This window comes from Pelotomaculum terephthalicicum JT, assembly GCF_022410535.1.
GTDB lineage: Bacteria > Bacillota > Desulfotomaculia > Desulfotomaculales > Pelotomaculaceae > Pelotomaculum_D > Pelotomaculum_D terephthalicicum.
In genome coordinates, this window is the sequence record NZ_JAKNBL010000018.1 from 35,576 (window position 1) to 56,197 (window position 20,622).

19 protein-coding genes and 1 riboswitch are annotated in these 20,622 nt (G+C 44.9%); of the genes, 16 read left to right on the forward strand and 3 right to left on the reverse strand.

What is annotated here, in order from left to right:
• Positions 1 to 65 precede the first annotated feature (65 nt).
• The 3 genes from L9W92_RS11330 to L9W92_RS11340 are packed head-to-tail and all read right to left on the reverse strand — an operon-like array spanning position 66 to position 4,785.
• Complete coding sequence (locus L9W92_RS11330; protein ID WP_240083873.1) at positions 66 to 1,130, reverse strand: hypothetical protein; 1,065 nt, start codon at positions 1,128 to 1,130, stop codon at positions 66 to 68.
• Between the two features lie 2 nt (positions 1,131 to 1,132).
• The gene (locus tag L9W92_RS11335; protein ID WP_240083874.1) at positions 1,133 to 2,683 is read right to left on the reverse strand and encodes a helicase-related protein; all 1,551 of its coding nucleotides are present in this window, start codon (positions 2,681 to 2,683) and stop codon (positions 1,133 to 1,135) included.
• Positions 2,680 to 4,785 carry a DEAD/DEAH box helicase gene (locus tag L9W92_RS11340; protein WP_240083875.1) on the reverse strand — a complete coding sequence of 702 codons (2,106 nt, stop codon included), beginning with the start codon at positions 4,783 to 4,785 and terminating at the stop codon, positions 2,680 to 2,682. Before L9W92_RS11340 ends, L9W92_RS11335 begins: the two co-directional genes overlap by 4 nt.
• Before the next feature lie 169 nt (positions 4,786 to 4,954).
• On the opposite strand from L9W92_RS11340, the gene pheA reads away from it, so the two are divergent.
• From pheA to L9W92_RS11420, 16 genes are all read left to right on the forward strand, one after another.
• Complete coding sequence (pheA, locus tag L9W92_RS11345; protein WP_240083876.1) at positions 4,955 to 6,028, forward strand: prephenate dehydratase; 1,074 nt, start codon at positions 4,955 to 4,957, stop codon at positions 6,026 to 6,028.
• A gap of 115 nt (positions 6,029 to 6,143) precedes the next feature.
• Entirely contained in the window at positions 6,144 to 6,419 is a 276-nt protein-coding gene (locus tag L9W92_RS11350) for a hypothetical protein (protein ID WP_240083877.1), read from the forward strand.
• Positions 6,420 to 6,536: 117 nt separating this feature from the next.
• Positions 6,537 to 7,175 (forward strand): adenylate kinase, encoded by a 639-nt coding sequence (locus L9W92_RS11355; RefSeq protein WP_240083878.1) that lies wholly within the window; start codon positions 6,537 to 6,539, stop codon positions 7,173 to 7,175.
• Between the two features lie 79 nt (positions 7,176 to 7,254).
• Positions 7,255 to 8,085: an MTAP family purine nucleoside phosphorylase gene (locus L9W92_RS11360; protein WP_240083879.1), complete on the forward strand. Its 831-nt coding sequence runs from the start codon at positions 7,255 to 7,257 to the stop codon at positions 8,083 to 8,085.
• A gap of 213 nt (positions 8,086 to 8,298) precedes the next feature.
• Positions 8,299 to 8,598 carry a DUF5665 domain-containing protein gene (locus L9W92_RS11365; protein ID WP_240083880.1) on the forward strand — a complete coding sequence of 100 codons (300 nt, stop codon included), beginning with the start codon at positions 8,299 to 8,301 and terminating at the stop codon, positions 8,596 to 8,598.
• A gap of 28 nt (positions 8,599 to 8,626) precedes the next feature.
• Positions 8,627 to 9,325, forward strand: a complete 699-nt coding sequence (locus L9W92_RS11370; protein WP_240083881.1) for a TraR/DksA C4-type zinc finger protein — start codon at positions 8,627 to 8,629, stop codon at positions 9,323 to 9,325.
• A 107-nt stretch (positions 9,326 to 9,432) separates the two neighbouring features.
• Positions 9,433 to 9,732: an acylphosphatase gene (locus tag L9W92_RS11375; RefSeq protein ID WP_240083882.1), complete on the forward strand. Its 300-nt coding sequence runs from the start codon at positions 9,433 to 9,435 to the stop codon at positions 9,730 to 9,732.
• 3 nt (positions 9,733 to 9,735) lie between these two features.
• Positions 9,736 to 10,704 (forward strand): MBL fold metallo-hydrolase, encoded by a 969-nt coding sequence (locus tag L9W92_RS11380; protein ID WP_240083883.1) that lies wholly within the window; start codon positions 9,736 to 9,738, stop codon positions 10,702 to 10,704.
• 36 nt (positions 10,705 to 10,740) lie between these two features.
• Complete coding sequence (locus L9W92_RS11385) at positions 10,741 to 12,171, forward strand: Mur ligase family protein (RefSeq protein ID WP_240083884.1); 1,431 nt, start codon at positions 10,741 to 10,743, stop codon at positions 12,169 to 12,171.
• Positions 12,113 to 12,850, forward strand: coding sequence for a type 1 glutamine amidotransferase (locus tag L9W92_RS11390; protein ID WP_240083885.1), 738 nt, complete (start codon positions 12,113 to 12,115; stop codon positions 12,848 to 12,850). Before L9W92_RS11385 ends, L9W92_RS11390 begins: the two co-directional genes overlap by 59 nt.
• 61 nt (positions 12,851 to 12,911) lie before the next feature.
• Positions 12,912 to 13,511, forward strand: coding sequence for a GerMN domain-containing protein (locus L9W92_RS11395; protein WP_240083886.1), 600 nt, complete (start codon positions 12,912 to 12,914; stop codon positions 13,509 to 13,511).
• 264 nt (positions 13,512 to 13,775) lie between these two features.
• The gene (locus L9W92_RS11400; RefSeq protein ID WP_240083887.1) at positions 13,776 to 15,671 is read left to right on the forward strand and encodes an ATP-dependent protease PrkA; all 1,896 of its coding nucleotides are present in this window, start codon (positions 13,776 to 13,778) and stop codon (positions 15,669 to 15,671) included.
• 290 nt (positions 15,672 to 15,961) lie between these two features.
• Positions 15,962 to 17,116, forward strand: a complete 1,155-nt coding sequence (gene yhbH / locus L9W92_RS11405; RefSeq protein ID WP_240083888.1) for a sporulation protein YhbH — start codon at positions 15,962 to 15,964, stop codon at positions 17,114 to 17,116.
• Positions 17,117 to 17,154: 38 nt separating this feature from the next.
• The gene (locus tag L9W92_RS11410; RefSeq protein WP_240083889.1) at positions 17,155 to 18,585 is read left to right on the forward strand and encodes a SpoVR family protein; all 1,431 of its coding nucleotides are present in this window, start codon (positions 17,155 to 17,157) and stop codon (positions 18,583 to 18,585) included.
• A 224-nt stretch (positions 18,586 to 18,809) separates the two neighbouring features.
• A complete protein-coding gene (gene nagA / locus L9W92_RS11415; RefSeq protein ID WP_240083890.1) occupies positions 18,810 to 19,961 on the forward strand; it encodes an N-acetylglucosamine-6-phosphate deacetylase in 1,152 nt (383 codons plus the stop codon).
• A gap of 124 nt (positions 19,962 to 20,085) precedes the next feature.
• Positions 20,086 to 20,174, forward strand: a riboswitch (cyclic di-GMP riboswitch).
• 45 nt (positions 20,175 to 20,219) lie between these two features.
• Positions 20,220 to 20,468 (forward strand): phage tail protein, encoded by a 249-nt coding sequence (locus tag L9W92_RS11420; RefSeq protein ID WP_240083891.1) that lies wholly within the window; start codon positions 20,220 to 20,222, stop codon positions 20,466 to 20,468.
• The last annotated feature ends 154 nt before the right edge of the window (positions 20,469 to 20,622 follow it).

Genomic DNA, 20,622 nt, shown 5'->3' on the forward strand with positions numbered 1-20,622 from the left:
ATTCCTTTTCAATATAAAGGAATCTCTCTTTTTCCCAGTGCGGAAAATATGTACTGATTTTTTACTTAATTTATGATTCCAAACACCCCCAGAAACACTTCCAAGAGGATCAGGAAAACGATGGCAAGTTCCAGGAGTTCTGAGCGCTGGTTAATATTCCTGTTGCTCAGCATGGTATAGCTTTGGGTGATAATATTGATCTTCCGGTTGATGCTTTCCTCCCAGGCTTTTGTGCGCAAAATTGAAAGTGCGGTTCCGTAAACTCTTGCGTAAAAGACATCCTCGGTTACTTTCAAGGAGTTGTCAATTCTTTCTGTAATTTCTGTGATGTCTACGATCAACTCCATCAACTGGTTCATGATTCGCCGGTAGTGATTCAAACGCCTGAAGCTGGTTAGTTTCTCCGCTTCTTCGATGGCATCGTACATTTTTTCCATTTCGCCGGTCAGCAAGCTGTCGTAATACCTCAATTCGAGCAGCTGTGAATTGGCGAACTCAAGCAGGTCGGGTATGTCGGTGCTCCCGGTAGGGTCATAAACCAGGGCGGAATCCCACGTGATAATAGTAAGATCCTCTAAACCGTAAGAAAAAGAGTTGCGCAGGGTTTCGCGGCGCACTTCTTTGCTGACCGTTTCGGTTTCCGCCAGGAGCAGCGGTACGGGATCCCAGCTTTCATCCCACTCTCTGAAGTAAAAGATGGTAAAATCTTCGACGAATCCGCTAAATGACTCTTTGATCAAGGCATTGGAAAGAATCTTTAGGGTGTTTCTCAGCTGCTTGTATAATAACGGTTCTATCGTTTCTGATTTATTCAGCTCAACTGCAAGATCTCTGACATCTTCATAGCTAATGCCCGACGGCAGCGGTATACGCATAATAATTACAATTACACCGAGATCATATATTCTAGCGGTAAACTGCGCGTCATAAATCCGGTTGCGAAGCGTTACCGGGATTTCACCCAACTCCACCGATACGGGCGGATTTTTAAACTGAATCGACTTAGGTCTAATCCGTGAGAGGCGCATTCTTGATGTCTGGTGTTCCTGGGAAAGGATTTCTTCCACACGGTGCAGCTTGATTTCTTCAGCTGTATCGTACAGACGGTACACCCATACGGAATTGCTCATGATTAAAAACAGAGGGCGACCTCTTCCCGGTCCAGACGTCCCCGGATTGCCCTTACCCTTTCTGCTAGATTGTGGTTGTCACCGGCCGCGCGTTCAATCTGGCGGAGGAGGTCAATTTCCCTCCTGAAGATCGAAAACACGTCTCCCGGTTGAAAAGTTGACATTTCCAATAACTCGTTAAAACTAGCGCCGCTGTACCACGCGTGAGCAAGCGCGCCGGGCAAATCCGACCAAATGCAGAATCTTTCCGGGACGCCCATGCTAAGCAATTCCCACTTTATTTGAGAAGCTTCCCGCAATGCGGGCAGGTCGAGCCAGGTTGCCCGTGTGTTTTTACCGGGTATAAACTCGATGCCCGCTAGAACAGCCGCTATTTCTGCCGGGTCAGCATCTTCAATAATTCCGGAATAGGCCAGTTCAGTAACCAATATTTCCTGTACGTGCAGTTCAAGAGCAAATAAACCGCGCGGGAAAAACTCCCTGTTTTTTACGTAACCCAGTTTTTCCAGAATATCTCGAACTTCGCCATATTCTCTAAAGGTTGAATCGACTTGTTCTGTAACGACTTTGTATTCTTGGTAAAGCGTGTTTAAATGCATTTTTACCTTGATTAATTTTTCAACGCCTGAACGGCATTTGTTTGAATCCCGGCATTTCCTCGGGCTCAACGAGGCAAGCTGTTTTTTTAGCGATTCTTTTTCCTTGTTCCTGCCGCGCCGGCGGGAATGCTTCAGCCGCCTGTGCGCTCTCGCCCTCTCGATCGGACATTTGAGGGTTAAACTATCATGACAGAGGCCTGATGTTAATTCCAAGACAAGTTCTTTGGATAATTTTATTTGCTCAGCAAGCTCTTTTTCCCTTTTCCTGGTTTGGTATGATTTAAAATTATCGTTTAAAAACCGGTCAATCTCGCTATCAGACTTATATCTTAGTAAACTTAGGACAGTGTTTGGCGAGATAATCAGCCTGCCGGAAACCGGCTCAACAGAATTTTCGTCAAAAAAACCGGTTTGTTCAGGAAAGCGGCTGTCAATGCGAATAATGGCGTGACCGACCTGATCAAAACCGCGCCGTCCCGCCCGTCCGGCCATCTGGTAGAATTCCCTGTTTTGCAGGATGCGGAAATCATGACCGTCCCATTTTCTGGTCGAGTCAAATATGGCGCTGGCGGCAGGGAAATTGACCCCGGCGGCGAAAGTTTCCGTGCAGAACACCACCCAGATTAGACGCTTGGAATAAAGGTTTTCCACCAGGTACTTAACCGGAGGCAGCATGCCGGCGTGATGATAAGCTATTCCCTGATATAACAGCCGCTGCAATATGTGCCAGCCCGCCCCGCTAAATGTACCGGGATATTCAGCTTCGGCGGCGCGGATTATTTCCCCGGCGGCGCTTTTTTCTTCAGGATTAAGAAAATCCCATTCCCGGCTTAAGTCTTGCGCAAGAATTTCAGTGCGTCCCCGGCTGAAAACGAAAAAGAGGGCCGGCAATTTGTCTTGAATCTGTTCAATGATTTCACTACATGACAATTCCTGCAGTTCCGTCTTGCTCACTCCTCCGCCCATTGTCTTCTATTGCGGAATGCTTTTAGGTATTCAGCCAGTTCATCGACCTCTTGCCTTGCCTCGTTCTCTTCAACTATTTGTCCATTTGGCGTTACCCAGCATATTTTCAGGGGCACTTGTCTCTTTTTTTCTTCGATGATAATTACTTTTTCGCGCCGCACCGAGCCAATCCAATCTGCAATTTCCCGGATATTAGGCACCGTTGCGGACAAGCCTAAAAACTTAATGTGCGGCGGGGCGAACAGGATGCTTTCTTCCCACGTGGTGCCCCGTTCGCTGTCATCAAGGTAGTGAATCTCATCAAAAACAACGTATGTTGATTTTTTTAATTGTTCCGGTTCACCAAGACACCAGTTTCTGAATATTTCCGTGGTCATGATTAGCAGCGGCGCGCCGGCATTTACGCTTATATCTCCGGTAACAAGCCCGACAGCGTCCAAACCGAATGTCTCTTTGAAATCCCTGTATTTTTGGTTGGAAAGCGCTTTCAGCGGGGAAGTGTAAACCATTCCATTTCCGGCAGCCATCAGATCTCTGGCCAGTATTTCCGCCACAAGGGTTTTTCCATTGCCGGTAGGCGCCGATAAGAGGACGGAATGACCGGCGCGGAGGGCTTCGACTGCTTCAATTTGAAAACGGTCCAGCTGCAACTGGTGCTGATTGTCCAGCGTGAGTTCCTTGCGCAGCAAAGGCCTTTTCGGGGCAAGGAACTGCTTTTTCCCGCAGCGCCTGGAACCGCTCCCACCGGTTTTTTCGACGGAACTCCAGCCGGATAGGATTTCCGGCAGGCTTTTTTGCAGTTCTTCAATATTTCTTCGAGTGAACAGTTGTCCCGAATTTGCGTCTTTACTGCAATGACCGGCCGGCTCCAGCTTGCCTTCGTTAACCAGGCGTCTGACTTGTCCGGTTGTGATTCCCAACAATACCGCGGCCCGGGGGATTTTTAACTTTTCATGTTTTTGGGATAAGTCTCGCAGCAGGGGGCTGTTCATTTTTAGTTGCTCAACATCATTGCGCCACATTCGCCTCTTGCCGTCAAGATAAAAAGCTTCAATGTTATTGTTCTGAATTAACTGATTTAAGATTTCTTCCTCCACACCAAGAAAATTTAAAGTTTCCTTTTCACCCATGGAAATTGTTTTTAAAAAAGCCGGGGCGCTAATTCGAGCCGGTGGGTCAAAGTATCGTCCGGTAATATCCACGAGTTGGTCTGTTACAATGTCACCGGGGAATTCCCGGCGCAGGCAAAAGTATTCCTTACCGTTTAATACAGCGTTAACCGTATGTTTGTCAGCTATACTCTGAAATATGCTTTTATTCATCTCCAGCTCTTCTAAAGTAAAAAACGGTGACGGCAGGGAGTTTAAAGTGTCGTTGCACAGCTTCAGCTGCCGGCGCCGTTCCAGTTCTGTTCTGCCTGCGGGAGAATCGCTGGTTGTGAGCAGAGCGTGGGGAAGTCTGATTAACTTGCCCTGACTGTCTCCAGCCGTTATTATTGCTCTAATGTTTTTATGTTTCTGAAAAATACGGAGAAGATCCGACAGGCGCCGGGGCTTCTCCCGGACATATTCGTAAAAATATTCCCTCGCGCCGCTGCTGTCGGGTAAGGTATACCGTCCGTCCGGCAAACGGGCGAACCGCCGCCAAGTTTGCGAAGAAATATTTTCGATGCCTGTCGCCGCTGTTATCTGCAGGCGAGAGCGCGGTTGCCCGTCAGACAGCAGTTCTGTTATGGATTTTACCTGATTGTGGTCAAGCTGGTCATCAAGTAATATCTCTTGAGCAGGACTATATTTTTTCAGTTCCTTAAGGATTTTCGGTAAGCTGTTTCTCATTTGCCCACGCCCGGTATGCCAGGTTGCACCCCCCGCCGGAGTATCGATCTCTTTATTGCCGATCAGCCACCCGGCTCTTGTTTTAAGCCGCCCAATCCTGATCTCTTCTTTTTCAATAAGTGAGCTGAGTGCTCCTGCAAGAGCGTCAAATTCGCAATTGCACTTGGAATATACCTCTTCCAGGGACAAGATTTCATTCTCTCTGAGCAGGTCCAGCAGCAAATCAATCGCCTGCTTTGTTTTATTGTTTGCCAAACCTATAAAACACCTCTTAACCAGCTTTACTCATATTATTTGTAGTCTAGCACATCTCATGCCAAAATAACAATAAAATTACTAATTTCATAAAAATAATAGCTCTTTCCTAAATTTATTATATTATAGTATGATTATAAAAATAATTAAATCAAAACGGGTGGAATTTATGGAAGCAAGAGATTTGCTTGGCAAACTGCGCAAAAAGATTGATGCGATTGATTTTGAAATTTTAAAATTAGTAAATCAAAGAATGGAACACACATTACGTACAAGAAAGCTGAAGGCAAATATAGCGGACCCCGGCAGGGAACAGGAGATAATGGCCGGCATACGGCGCCGTTCAAATGCTCTAGTCGGCCCTGATTTTTCTGAGCATTTATTTAAAGTAATTATCAATGAAAGTAAGCTGTTGCAACAAAAAGAGCTAAAACTTATTGGCTTTCAGGGTGAGCATGGAGCATATGGTGAGGTTGCGATAAGAATTGTGGACCAAAGTCTGCTGCCTATTCCATGTTTAGAATTTGTTGATGTTTTTGATGAGGTGGTTAACGGACAGCTTGATTTTGGCATTGTTCCCGTGGAAAACTCGCTAGAGGGCGCGGTTACACAGGTTAATGACCTGCTGGTAGAAGCAGATGTGCAAAATATCAAAATTGTCGGCGAAGTGAAAATACCAATTCACCATTGCTTGCTGGCTTTGCCGGGTACGGATTATCGTGAAATAAAAGTAGTGTATTCGCATCCTCAAGCGTTGGCGCAATGCCGCGGGTTTCTTTCCGGGAATAAGCTGGACTCCATGCCGTATTACGATACCGCCGGAGCGGCAATGATGCTGTCAAAAGAAAAGCCAAGGGCGGCTGCCGCGATTGCCAGCAAGCTTTGCGCAGAATTGTATAATTTGGAGGTCCTTTTCGAAAATATAGAAGATAATGAGACTAATGCCACCAGATTTTTGCTCATATCCAATAAAGAAAGCAATAAAGCCGGCAATAAATGTTCAATTGTATTTTCAACGGAACATAAGGCGGGCGCGTTGTTCAATATCTTGAAAATTTTTTCAGACGCCGGTTTGAATCTGACCAGAATTGAATCAAGGCCTATGCGTAATGACCCTGGGAAATATGCTTTTCTGCTTGATTTTTTAGGCTCTAATCGTGAACAAACGGTTGTCGACACTTTAGAGAAAGTAAAAAAGGAGACAGCTATTTTTAAGTTTCTGGGTTGTTATAGTGAATTATGAGTCCATGCTGAAATTATCTGCAGTGATTTGCTGACAGCCCAAAAACCTTATGCGTTCGGACAGAAGGAAAATGACTGGCTGTGGTCGAATTATTACCTCTTAGGGAGGGGACAAAATGCCGAACTTTAATATTAGCGATGAGTATCTGAGGCTAATCAAAGTTGTTTCAGAGAAAAATAATATAAGTCAGGATGAAGTAGTGGAAACAGCTCTGGAAATGTTTTTGAAGATGTATTTTATACGTTTTGACATGTACCCTGAATTGGAAACTGTCCAGCGTGAGTTCGGCAATCATGAGCTGGATGCCGAACAGGTTAGAGAGAAGATCAATAACGACAAAACAATGGTTGATACAGCCATAGCGGAGGCAGAACGTCTGGGTTTAATTTAGCATTATTTTATAGATATTTATACGCCGGTTGTTTTCAGATTTATCAAATTTATGTTAAAATAGCAATGTTGAGTTTGGAGAGATAATCCTGCAATGAGAAAAAGGGGAGGGATAGTTGTGAAACTTTTGATTATGGGACCGCCGGGAGCAGGTAAAGGAACTCAAGCGGAGGGGCTGGTTAAAAATCTGCAAATTACTCATGTGTCTACGGGTGATATGTTCCGTGCGGCAATCAAGGAAGGTACCGACATGGGTAAAAAGGCCAAGGAATATATGGACAAAGGTGAATTAGTGCCTGATTCCGTGGTGGTAGGTATGGTTAAAGACCGCATTTCTCAACCCGATTGCGCCAAAGGTTTTCTGCTGGATGGCTTCCCCCGGACGGTCGCCCAGGCCGAAGCGCTTGATCAGACCTTCAAAGAATTAGGCATTAAAGCAGATGGTGTGATTAATATTGACGTGCCCAGGGAAAGATTAATGGCCCGCCTGACCGGACGCCGTATTTGCCGTTCCTGTGGCGCCAGCTACCATGTCATCTTCAATAAACCTGCGGAAGAAGGAAAGTGCAACTGCGGCGGTGAGCTCTACCAGCGCAGCGACGACAATGAGGTGGCGGTAGGCAACAGGCTTGATATATATGAAGCCCAGACACAGCCGTTGATTAACTACTATGCAAAACAAAACCTTCTCAAGAACATTAATGGAGACCAGGATATTAAGAACGTTTTGGCGGATGTTCTCGCGAGTGTGCGCTAACCCGGTTTAATAAAGCCTCCCGGAAAACTTCGGGAGGCTTTTTGTCAGTGGTGAGAGAAAGTAACAGGAGGGGGCGCTGTTGGAAGCTAAAAAAGTACCTCAGGTGGATTTTGCCGTCATTGGCGGGTCAAGCACTTTTTCAATAAACTTCCCCGAAGATTTACAGCGGGGCGACACACGGATTATCGCCGACGCTCTGACGTTTGAAACGCCGTATGGGGTGAGCCCTCCTCTGAAATTATTCATGTTAGATAAAAAGAAGATCATAACAGTGAAAATGCACGGGTGGAGAGGCGGTATTGCCAGGGCGGATGCTTCACGCCAGGTATTTTGGGTGTTTCGCGAAGCAGGTGTGAAAAAAATAGTGTCGGAGGGCGGGGTCGGATCGATTAACCGGCTTTTGCGGCCGCGTGACCTAATAGTCCCCACCGACTATCTTGATTTTTCCATGCGTAAAGATGTAAGCCTGGGCGGAGCTTTTTTATTGACCATGCGCAAGTCGGTTTGTCCCGGCATAAGAAGGGAATTAGTGCGGAGTGCCGAGGCGGAAGCAGTCGGCAGGGTTTTTGACCGGGGTGTCTACGCCGTAACAGATGGCAGGCATTTTGAAAGCCCCGCTGAAGTAGAGATGCTTTACCGGCTGGGCGCGGATATCGTAGGGCAAAGCATGTGCCCGGAGGTTTATTTGGCGCGAGAAATCGGCGCTTGCTACGGGCGTATGGATATGGTGGTAAATTACGCTGAAGGTGTCATCAAAGAGTGGGATTACGAAGAAATGGCCGGTATTTTTTACGGTGAGCCCGGTAAAATCGGCAGCATTATCCTAAATACCCTGGCCCGGATTGAGCCGGAGCAGTCGTGCGGATGCACGCAATATAGAAAACCCAGTCTGCTAAAAGAGAAAACATAATATACCAGGAAAGTTTACACTCTGCGAACATATATTTTAGATAAAAGTGAATAAGGGGGTATGAGTAAACAGTATCTTGGTAAAGAGCGGAATGAGCTGGATTGGTGTTGACAAACCTTGGATAAACGGCGGGGACAGCAAATAGCTGCCCCTTTTCAATTTTTTATGGAGCTGCGGGATACAATATATTAAAGAACCGTAAAGGGTGATTTTTTGGATAACGATGAAAAACGGTTGTTAAAGATTCTTCAAGATAAAATAAACAATCTGTCCGTGAGCATCGAGAAGATGAAACTTGCCGAGTACGTGAGTCTTCTTGAACATCCATGGCGCTTGATGTATATAAATTTTATCGCCGGGCTGGCCAGGGGGGTTGGCATAGCTATCGGTTTTACTATCCTGGGCGCTGTTGTTTTATATTTCTTGCGTATTTTGGTTATGCTTAATTTGCCTTTAATAGGTGATTTTATCGCTGAGATAGTGAGACTGGTCTACCTAAAGGTAGGTACATAAAATGCGCGATTAAATGCACGGAGGTAATATGATGCAGGAAAAACAATATGCACAAATTAAAGGTAAGCTTGAAGATTTAAAGCAAAACCTGGAGGACCGCATTAAATATCTTGATGAGCAAGGATTAAGCGTCCCGCTGGGTTATTCTGTCGGTGAACTGTCCACTTACGATAATCACCCGGCGGACATTGGTTCTGAGGTTTTTGAACGGAGCAAGGACTTTGCCTTGCGTGAAAATGCCGCAATAGCATTAGCGGCGGTAAATGAGGCTATAGAAAAGATTAACAATGGCACTTACGGTATTTGTGACGTTTGTGGTGAAAAAATTCAAAAAGAACGGCTCGAAGCTGTTCCTTACACTACTAAATGCCGGGATTGTAAAGAAGCAGAAGAGGCGCTTCCCGACCAGAATGTTCGTCCTGTTGAAGAGGAAGTTTTAGGCAAGCCTTTTGCCAGGACTTTTACGGATGATCCTGAAGCCGTAGGATATGACGGTGAAGATGCCTGGCGGGAAGTAGCCCATTATAGCGAAACAAACGAAGAGTGGGCGAGAGGCGGAACTTATTACGGGTATTCCACGTATAACCCTAATGAAGAGGGGGGGACGGAAGATGTTGATGAAATTCCTTACGAAGTAGGCGACGAAGGGGTCTTTTATAAAAGCTTCGCTGGGTCAGATGATGAAGATTCCCCGGCAGAGAAAATTGATGCAGGTAAAGATGAGTAAAAATTACATCCGCATCACTTTTTTACCAGTTGCTAGGTTTTATTTAATTATAAACAATTATTTGGTATAATTAATTATCTAGCTTAAAGAAGAATGGAAGAAAAGGCGTGAGTAAACAAATTTTTACAGTTCGGGCGCATGTAATAATCAGCGGGAAGGTGCAGGGTGTATATTACCGGGCTAAAGCACGGGAGCAAGCTTTAACCTTGAAATTGTCAGGTTGGATAAAAAACATGCCGGATGGCAGAGTTGAAGGCATTTTTGAAGGTGGACGGGAAGGCGTTGATAAAATGATTGACTGGTGCCGTCAAGGACCTGCAAGGGCAGTTGTTACAGGTTTAGAAATAAAATGGGAAGAGCCACTGGGCGATTTTTCAGGTTTTATGATCTCTCCTACCAGGGCATAAACTATGCTGGAAATATATAAAATAACGGTTCATACGCCTTATCCTGTCGGACCTGTAAACTCATATTTAGTGAAAAACCAGCCCTACACTCTGATTGATCCGGGTCCGGAAACAGCGGAGGCGAAACAATCACTTGCGGAAGGGTTGACTTCCCTGGGTGTCGATTTGAAAGACATTTCCAGAGTTATATTGACCCACAGTCATTCAGACCATAGCGGTTTGGCGCGCTGGTTGAACGAAATTGCCGGGGCGCGGATCTATGTTCATCAATTTGAGATCCGCAAGCTGACCCTTGATTACGATTTTTATCAGGAACGGCTTTCTTTTTTTCAGGAGGCCGGTATGCCGACAGAAGCGTTGAAAGAAATATTGAATGATTTTGACCCTGTCGGAAAACCTGTGCTGCCTGATACGGGCGTAACAATATTATCCGGCGGAGAGACATTAAGGTTTGAAGGCGGAGCACTTTTAACTATGCACATGCCCGGTCACTCCGACGGTCACATCTGTCTGTATGATCAGGAAGGGATGTGCTTACTGGCCGGCGATTTCATCCTCAAACATATTACACCAAATCCGAACATGGAGCCTGATCCAACTAATTTCACCGCGAGATTGCCGACTCTCAATCAGTATCTCGGCGGATTGGATCTTTTGGAGAACCTTAATCCACGTCTTATTTTGCCAGGCCATGGAAATAATATTGACAATAGCCGGGAAGCGGTAAAAAAAGCCAGAGAGCATCACAGGGAGCGGTTAAAAGCGTTAACGTCAGTTCTGGAAAATAACAGTATCAGTGTCTACCAGTTGATGAGGTTTTATTACCCGCAAATAAAAGGCTTTGAAATCTACCTTGGCATTTCTGAAGTATTTGCCCATGTGGATCATCTGCTGGCGGAGGATAGGATAATTAAGAGGAAATCTAGCGGAGTATCTTTATTCAAAAAAAAATCAGGTTGTTCAAGCGGTTAACTTGACCTCACGACACAAGTAAAAGGAGGTCATAAATTGAAATTAAAGTTATTTGCCGCCATTTTAGCAGGGAAAACGGTATTTTGGCTCAGCCGGCTGCGGGGCAATAAAGGCACTTCGCTGCCCGGTCTGGTTGCACGCAAGTTTTATGGTGACTCATTGCGTGTCCTGGCTGCCCAGGTGCGTAAAGAGATAATTGTGGTCAGCGGCACCAACGGTAAGACAACAACCTGCAATATGATTGTGGGAATGCTAATGGACGCCGGTTACGATACTATTGCCAACCGGGAAGGGGCAAACATGATTACCGGTGTTACTACAAGCTTTATCCTGAGCGCAGATATGGGAGGAAATATTGACTGCGACTATGCCGTCCTTGAGGTGGACGAAGCGTCAATGCCCAAGGTGCTGGCGGAAGTAACCCCCAGTGTGGTGGTCTTGACGAATTTCTTCCGCGATCAGCTGGACCGTTATTGGGAGTTGGACAAAATTATCAGGGTAATCCGTGACGCTCTGTCAACACTTAAGCGCGCCACTCTTGTATTAAACGCTGATGATCCATTAGTGTCGCAATTTAGTGATAATAAATTACTGCCTTCAGTATTTTACGGGTTGGGTAAACACCAGCGCTGTATCAAAACCAATTCCCAGACCAGGGAAGCTAAGTTTTGTCCTTATTGCGGAGAGCAGCTTATTTATGATTATTTTCATTACGGGCAGCTGGGTAAATACCGTTGCCCCAACTGTTATTTTGAAAGACCCGACCCTTTTGTGGAGGTGCTGGAAACGGTGACTACCAAAAAAGGAATGGAATGCCGTCTTATTTATGACAACAAGGATGTGTTATTGAACATCCGAGCGCGAGGCTTGTACAATGTATATAACGCCATGGCGGCTTTATCGGTGGGACTGCGTTTAGGAGTTGACGTTGATATTGTTTTGGAAAGCCTTGGTAAGTACCGCACTGTAACCGGCCGGATGGAAAGTTATGTCTATCATGATAAGCCGGCTTTCTTGATTTTAGTAAAAAACCCCACCGGCTTTAATGAAGCAATTGCTACCTTGGCTGCTGCCGAAGGAGCAAAAGATGTTTTCATCGCCATTAACGATAATGAGGCTGACGGGCTTGACATTTCCTGGTTGTGGGATGTGGATTTTGAATTGCTGGGCGAAGAAAGCAGTTCTTACTTATGCTTTATCTGCTCCGGCCAAAGGGGTGAGGAAATTGCGCTCCGGCTGAAATACGCGGGTATCCCGCCTGGAAAGATTACCATTGACCGGAACATCAAGACGGCTATAGGCAATGCGCTGTCGGGGCGTGCGGGCAGCACTTATCTGTTTACCACCTACACCGCCCTATGGCCCGTTCATAAAATAATTAAACGCCTGGCTACTGAGGAGATTGCTGATGATCAATGTTTGTCATCTGTATCCGGACTTGCTGAATCTGTACGGAGACCGCGGTAATATAATTGCCGTTAAACGGCGTTGCCAGTGGCGTGGCATACCTGTTTCAGTACTCGAGGTAAGCCTGAATGACGATGTTGACTTTATGGAACAAGATTTTGTTTTTATAGGCGGCGGGTCGGACCGCGAGCAAAACTTGATAGCGGCAGACCTGTTAAAACGTAAAAAAGAATTAATCAAAGCTATTGAGAATGGTCTGGTGATTCTGGCAATCTGCGGTGGATATCAGTTGCTGGGGAAATATTACCTGGCTGGTGACGGTGAAAAAATACCAGGACTGGGCATCATGGATTTTTATACCCGCTCCGGTGATAAACGGCTGGTGGGAAATGTGGCGGTTGAGATTGATATTGAGGGTTTTAAGCTGAAGGCGGCCGGTTTTGAGAACCATTCCGGACAAACTTACCTGGGTAATTGCAAGCCTCTTGGCAAGGTTCTTGCCGGCAACGGCAACAACGGGAAAGATGGTCTGGAAGGCGCCAGATATAAAAATGTTTTTTGTTCTTATCTGCATGGCCCCCTGTTGCCAAAAAACGCCAGACTTACAGACTATTTAATAAACCTCGCCATAAAGAGGAGATGTATGAACATTGCTCTTGACCCGCTGGAAGCCGATATTGAAGACCAGGCTTGTCTGGCAATGCTTGGCAGGTTGGGCTTCGGGAAAATCACAAATTAGTTGATGTTATGATGCTGTTTAGTATAATAGTATCATACTGGAAGAGAGGTGATGTGACTTGATGTCAAGTAAGAGCGGAAAAACTAGAGTTGCCTGCGTGCTGCTGAGTTTGTTTTTATTATTATTGACTGTAGCGGCATGTAAACCCCAAGCCGCCAATCAACCAAGCGGGGAGCAAGAGCAGGGTGCGCCCCCGTCTCAAGGTGCACTGTCCCAAAATGATCAAAAAACAAATTTGACGGTATACTATGTCAAAATCACTGCTGATGACGCCTGCCTTGTCCGGGAAACGCACCAAGTTCCCTACACCGAGGAAGTTATCAAAGCGGCGCTGGAAGAGTTGATTAACGCCGACCCCGTTACGCCCGGCGCGGCACGGGTGTTGCCGGCGGGAACAAAGATCCGGGGGGTATCCATAAAGGACGGTTTAGCGACGGTGGATTTTTCCCGGGATGTGCTTCATGCTAGCGTAGGGGCTGCAGGTGAAGAACTGGGGATTCAGAGTATTGTAAATACTGTCACTGAATTTCCAGGTGTGCAGAAGGTATCTTTCCAGGTGGAGGGAACACTGGATCAGGAAGCAAAAAATTGGTGGGGGCATGTAGGATTATATGCACAACCTTTCGTTAGAGATGTTACAAAAGTAAAGGAACAGAAATGAGCCAGCTGTCTGGGTGACCAGCCCGGCGCCAATATTAAAACCCAAATGATCTTTATGCCACAAATTTCATGTGGCTTTTTTTATTGTTCATAATATCTCTAATAATAGTTTTAATTGATGAATACCATAATTTATAGCGTTTTTGCTGCCGACTGCTACCATTCTTCTTTTTGATAGCGTTGCATATAATGTATTATTCATGCAAAATTAGACCTAACATGGAAAGCAGTAGAAGGACTGGATGAATTAGGAAGGAGTGAAACGATGGATTTTATTAGACGCTTGGAAGAATACCGCTCCTTAGAAAGACAGCTTGCCTGGGAAGGGACATTCCAGGATTACCTTGAGGTTTTAAAAGAAAGGCCTTTTGTATCCCAACTTGCCCACTCCAGGATTTATAAAATGATCAGGTCCGCCGGAATAGAAGAAAAAGATGGCACTAAGCAATACAATTTTTTTTCCGCGGAAATATTCGGACTTGATAAAACACTGGAAAAGCTTGTAGAGGAGTATTTCCATCCGGCGGCGCGCCGTTTAGATGTGCGAAAGCGTATCTTGCTTCTAATGGGACCGGTGAGTGGGGGTAAATCAACCTTGGTGGCCATGCTGAAAAGGGGGTTGGAGAAATATAGCCGCACCGATGAAGGAGCTGTCTACGGTATTAAAGGATGTCCGATGCATGAGGAGCCCTTGCATTTGATCCCAAAAGAGTTGAGAGAAGATTTTCAAAAGGAGTATGATGTTTACATCGAAGGTGAACTGTGTCCATCATGCCGGCTTATGGTAGAAAACAAGTATTCCGGCAATATTGAAAATGTTCCTGTGGAAAGGGTGTTTTTATCTGAAGACGACCGGGTTGGCATTGGCACGTTCACTCCTTCAGATCCTAAATCTCAGGACATAGCCGACTTAACCGGCAGCCTTGATTTTTCCACCATAGCCGACTATGGTTCGGAGTCGGATCCGCGCGCCTACCGCTTTGACGGTGAATTAAACATAGCCAACAGAGGTATGATGGAATTCCAGGAGATGCTTAAATGTGACGAAAAGTTTTTATGGAACCTCCTCAGCCTCTCCCAGGAAGGGAACTTTAAGGCCGGCCGTTTTGCGTTGATCTATGCGGATGAAATGATAGTGGCGCACACTAATGAGAATGAATATAAAACGTTTATCAGCAACAAGAAAAATGAAGCCCTGCAATCGCGGATCATTGTCATGAAAATACCCTATAATTTGAAAGTCAGCGATGAAGTGAAGATATACGAAAAATTAATCAGACAAAGCGACTTGCGAAATATTCACATCGCACCCCATGCCTTGCGCATAGCCAGCATTTTCTCCGTATTATCCCGCATGAAAGAATCAAAAAAACAGGGTATGGACCTGGTTAAAAAAATGAAACTCTATGACGGTGAAGATGTGGAAGGGTTTAAACAGAAAGATTTGCATGAACTTCATTCAGAAGCTATCGACGAGGGCATGAGCGGCGTCGATCCCCGCTATGTAATCAACCGCCTTTCATCTGCGCTGATTCGCAGTGCAACTCAATGCATTAATCCGTTAGACGTACTGCGCGCTTTGAAAGAGGGGCTGGATCAGCATCCGTCGATAACAAAAGAAGAACGGGACCGCTTGTTGAATTTTATCTCGGTGGCCCGGAAAGAGTATGACGAAATGGCTAAAAAGGAAGTGCAGAAGGCGTTTGTTTACTCCTACGAAGAATCCGCCAAAGTCTTGTTTAATAACTATCTGGATAACGTGGAGGCTTATTGCAACGGCTTGAAGTTAAAAGATCCCATTACTGACGAGGAATTAGATCCGGATGAGAAACTGATGCGCTCAATAGAAGAACAAATAGGCGTTTCTGAAGGCGCCAAGAAAGCATTCCGGGAAGAAATACTAATCAGGCTTTCCAGCTACGCCCGCAAGAACAAACGCTTCGAGTACAGTTCCCACGAACGTTTGCGGGAAGCCATCGAAAAAAAACTTTTTGCCGATCTAAAAGATGTGGTTAAAATCACTACTTCCACCAAGACGCCTGACGCTGAACAGCTGAAGCGGGTAAACGAGGTCAGCGCCAGACTGATAGCGGAGCACGGGTATTGTCCGACCTGCGCTAATGAGTTGTTAAAATACGTCGGCAGTTTGCTTAACCGTTAAGAACAGGTTAATTAACATATTAAGAAAGCTTTGTGAATATAAAGTTCCTATCAAATAATCAAGATTTTTAGCGAATAATGCGTTATCTGCTGAATTAAGGGATATCAGAACAATGGTAAGCTGTCTAAAGCCGGAAGTCAAACTTACCGGCTTTTAGATATATTAATCAAGTTAACAATTTTTATTGACGCGTTACATTTATTAACTATTTATTCATATAATGTTATACCAACAGCTGAAAGTGTGCTGATTAACAAGTGTTTAATTATATTTTAAAGGGAGGGGTTGCCGTGTCCGGCGGAGATTTCGTAATCTCCCGGGAAGACTGGTCACTTCATCGCAAGGGAGAGATTGACCGGGAGCGGCACCGGGAAAAAGTACGGGAGGCAATAAAGAAAAACCTGGCGGATATCGTCAGCGAAGAAAGCATTATCATGCATGACGGTCGTAAAGTTATCAAAGTACCGATCCGTTCCTTGGACGAATTCCACTTCCGTTTTGATTACGGCAAACAAAAGCATGGCGGTCAGGGGGACGGCAACAGCAAAAAGGGCGATGTTGTTTACGCCGACCCTCAGAAAGGGCAGGGTAAGAGCAAGGGGGCCGGCGAAGAGCCTGGTGTCGATTACTATGAAGCCGACATAACTATCGAAGAGTTGGCGGAAATGATCTTTGAAGATCTTGGCCTGCCGAACCTGGAACAAAAAAAGAAACCGGAACTTGCTTCGGAGTCGGTGGAATTCAAAGATGTGCGGAAGAAGGGAATAGCGAGCAATATTGACCGCAAGCGGACCATTATGGAAGTAATAAAGCGAAACGCTTTAAGAGGAGAACCGGGATTGCATGGTATCACCCCCGAAGATTTGCGTTATAAAACTTGGGACAACACATTTAAGTATGAGTCAAACGCTGTTGTTCTCGCCATGATGGATACATCCGGTTCAATGGGACCCTTTGAGAAATATATCGCGCGCAGTTTTTTCTTTTGGATGGTTCGTTTTCTGCGTACAAAGTATAATAACGTCCAGATTGTTTTTCTTGCCCACCATACCGAAGCGAAGGAAACAACCGAGGAAGAGTTTTTTACCAAGGGGACCAGCGGCGGCACCCGCTGTTCATCGGTTTACAAGCTGGCCCTGGATGTTATTGAAAAGCGGTACAGTCCTCAGGATTACAATATATATGCTTTTCACTTTTCTGACGGTGATAATCTTGTTTCGGATAATGACAACTGTATTAAATTAATCAACGATCTGCTAAAAGTATGCAACATGGTTGGTTATGGTGAGATCGAGGGGGCCTACTACTATACCAGCACTTTGAGAACAGCTTTTAAAAGGATCGGCAATCCTAAATTTACCAGTGTTACGATCAAGGACAAGAGTGGAGTTTACCCCGCCTTGAAAAAATTTTTCAGCCAAACCCAAGGTGAGGCAATTAATTAGTCCCGTGTGTTATGCCTCATTTTATGGAGGAATCATATATGAATCCGAAAGACGAATTAAAAATTCTAGAAGACGCTTTACAGGTTATCAACGCTAAGGCTAAAGAATTAGGGTTGGATTTTTATAATATGTTTTTTGAAATTTGCCCGGCGGATATTATTTATACTTTCGGCGCTTATGGAATGCCCACCCGTTATTCACACTGGACATTCGGCAAGGCCTACCATAAAATGAAAACACAATACGATTATAACCTTGGCCGCATCTATGAAATGGTGATCAATTCCAACCCATGCTATGCTTTTCTCCTCGAAGGCAACAGCATAATACAGAATAAACTGGTCATGGCGCATGTTCTCGCACATTGCGATTTTTTCAAAAACAATGCATATTTCAAAAACACCTCGCGGGATATGGTGGAATCCATGGCTGCGGCGTCTGAACGTTTCCGGGAATACGAGTTTAAACATGGCCGGGCAAAAGTGGAATTATTTATCGATGCCGCGCTGTCCATACAGGAACACATCGAACCCAGGATAATGATCAGAAAAGGTGAGGAGCTACGAAAAAGACGGCAGAATGAGCATAAACGGGCTAATTATGCTGAACACCCGGAAACTCCTTACGATGACTTGTGGGAGCTTGAAGAGGTGCGCAAGGACGCGAGTGCGGATGAAAAAGAAAAAAAATTTCCTAAAGAGCCTGAGAAGGATCTTATGCTGTTCATCATCGAACACAGCAAAGAATTAGAAGACTGGCAAAGGGATATCATGTCGGTGATCAGACAGGAGATGTTTTATTTTTGGCCTCAAATGGAAACCAAAATCATGAATGAAGGATGGGCAACTTATTGGCATCTCCGAATCATGCGCGATATACATTTGGATGTGAATGAAACGATTGAGTTTGCCAAGATGCACTCCGGCATCATTCAGACTTCACGCACGCGTATTAATCCATATACACTGGGCTTAAAAATATTTGAAGACATCGAAAAACGATGGGATAACCCTACTTCCGAGGAAAAAGAGCGGTATGGCCGTTCCGGTGGTGAAGGTAAAGAAAAAATATTTGAAGTCCGCGCAAATGAAAATGACGTTTCATTTTTACGCAACTATTTAACTAAAGAATTAATTGAGGAAATGGATTTATACCTCTACAAAAAAGTAGGAAATGAATGGCGGGTAGATGAAAAAGATTGGGAGAAAGTACGGGACGGTCTTGTTGCCGGTCTGACTAATGGCGGTTATCCTTACATCACGGTGCAGAATGGAGATTATAATAAGAATGGCGAGTTGTATCTGAAACATCATTATGAAGGTACAGAGTTGGATGTATACTATGTTGAAAAGACTCTTCCCTACTTATATTCTCTCTGGGGACACACTATACATCTGGAAACGGTTCTGGATAACAAATCGGTACTTTTTTCATTTAACGGAGAAAAGAGCAGCAAAAAATTCATGTAGGTTCAAATTGATTAGCATACCCTCCAAATGAGGGTATTTTTTTTGCATGTTTTTTGACGGTGCCAGCGGCAAGAGGAAAATGGTCCTGCTTATAGGACTATTGACTTATCCACAGATTCCTGCATGGATGTGGATATTTTTGTGAATAGTTTATAAAAAATATTTATCCATTGCGTAAATATGATATATTGTAGAAAATAATTAGCAAAAATGGTGGAATGCAAATGTATGCCATTAATAATTGCAGGGTATATACGGGGACGCGTTTGCTTGCGGATAAAGCGGTTATTATTGACGATGATAAGATAGTTGAGATTGTCAATCAGTCCGATCTGCCCGCGGGCATATCCGCAATCAACCTGAATGGATTATCCGTCGCGCCCGGGTTCATTGATATCCAGATCAACGGCGGGGGCGGCCGTTTATTTAACGAAGAGCCAAGCGTTTCAACCATTTCCACGATCTGTAAGGCGCATAAGCGGTTTGGAACAACTAACTTTTTGCCCGTTCTGCTCAGCGATTCCAGAGAAAAAATGATATCGGCCGTTGAAGCCGTGCAATACTGTCTGGATAAAAAGCTGCACGGGGTATTGGGGTTGCATTTGGAAGGGCCGTATATCAACGAGAAAAAAGCGGGCGTTCATAATAAAAATTACATAAGAGACCTTAATGCTGAGGAATTGAATGAATTAATAAAAGCCGCGGAGGCGAAGGCGTTAAAATTATTGACTGTCGCGCCGGAAGTTGTCCGGCCAGATTATTTAAAAATGTTGGCAGATGCCGGAGTGCTGCTTTCCGCCGGGCATTCGGACATTACCTATGGTGACGCGGTGAAATGCTTTGAAAACGGCATAACATGCGTTACTCATTTATTTAACGCAATGTCGCAATTAAACAGCCGGGAGCCCGGCCTGGTCGGCGCGGCATTGCAGGCGGAAAACGTGTGGGCGGGGATAATCGCCGACGGGTTGCATGTGCACTATGCCACCATAGACATAGTGAAACGAATCAAAGGGAGGAAGCTGTTTTTAATAACAGATGCCATGCCGCCTGTGGGAAAAGCTTGCCGGAACTTCATGCTGGGTGAATATGCAGTTGAGTGTAGAGACGGAAAATGCGCAACAGAAGACGGAATACTTGCCGGATCGGCCTTGGACATGGCCACGGCGGTGCGCAATTGTGTAAAAGAAATTGCTATTCCCATAGAAGAAGCTTTACGGATGGCTTCCACATATGCCGCAGAATTTCTCGGCATGGGGCTTGAACTTGGCAAAATAAAATCAGGATATGACGCAAATATTGTTATTTTTGATGACAAAATGGAAGTAAAAGGTGTTATAATTAACGGAAAATTTGAATTTTGGGCCAATTCGTGAGAAATTGTCAGGGGCTGATTTAACGTAATGGTATTTTGTCATATATTATTCCAGGAAATATTATTGGTCGACATATTTCAACAACTATTGCGGATTTTGTATGATATAATAATTTTCATGGGCTGCATAAAAAAGGCACTCCTGCCAAAAGGCAGGGGTGCAAAGCCGTGGGACTAAGGCTGTTTAAATAGTTATGTCTGTCGGTTTGTCAGCATCTACTTTAAAGGTTTAAATTTATAATTGCGAGGAGGTATCTTTATGGATCCATTACTAGGCGATATTCAATTGTTCGCGTTTGATTTTGCCCCGTCAAACTGGATGCCTTGCGAGGGACAAACCCTGAATATTGCCACCAATCAAGCCCTGTTTTCATTGATCGGCACAAAATTCGGCGGAAACGGCACCACTACTTTTTGCCTGCCGGATTTGCGGAACGCGCTGCCGATGCAGGGGATGGGCATGCACTACTGTATCGCGATTCAAGGAATTTACCCCGACAGGAACTGATTATAATTATGCTTTCTAAATACTTATTATAGCCTCTCGGCATTCGCCGAGGCAGATGGCACAAGGCTTTGCTTGAACCATCGTTATTGAATTCCTCCTACTTACCATAGAGGAATTTTTTTTAAATCCGCATCCAATTGGGAATTCGGATCTA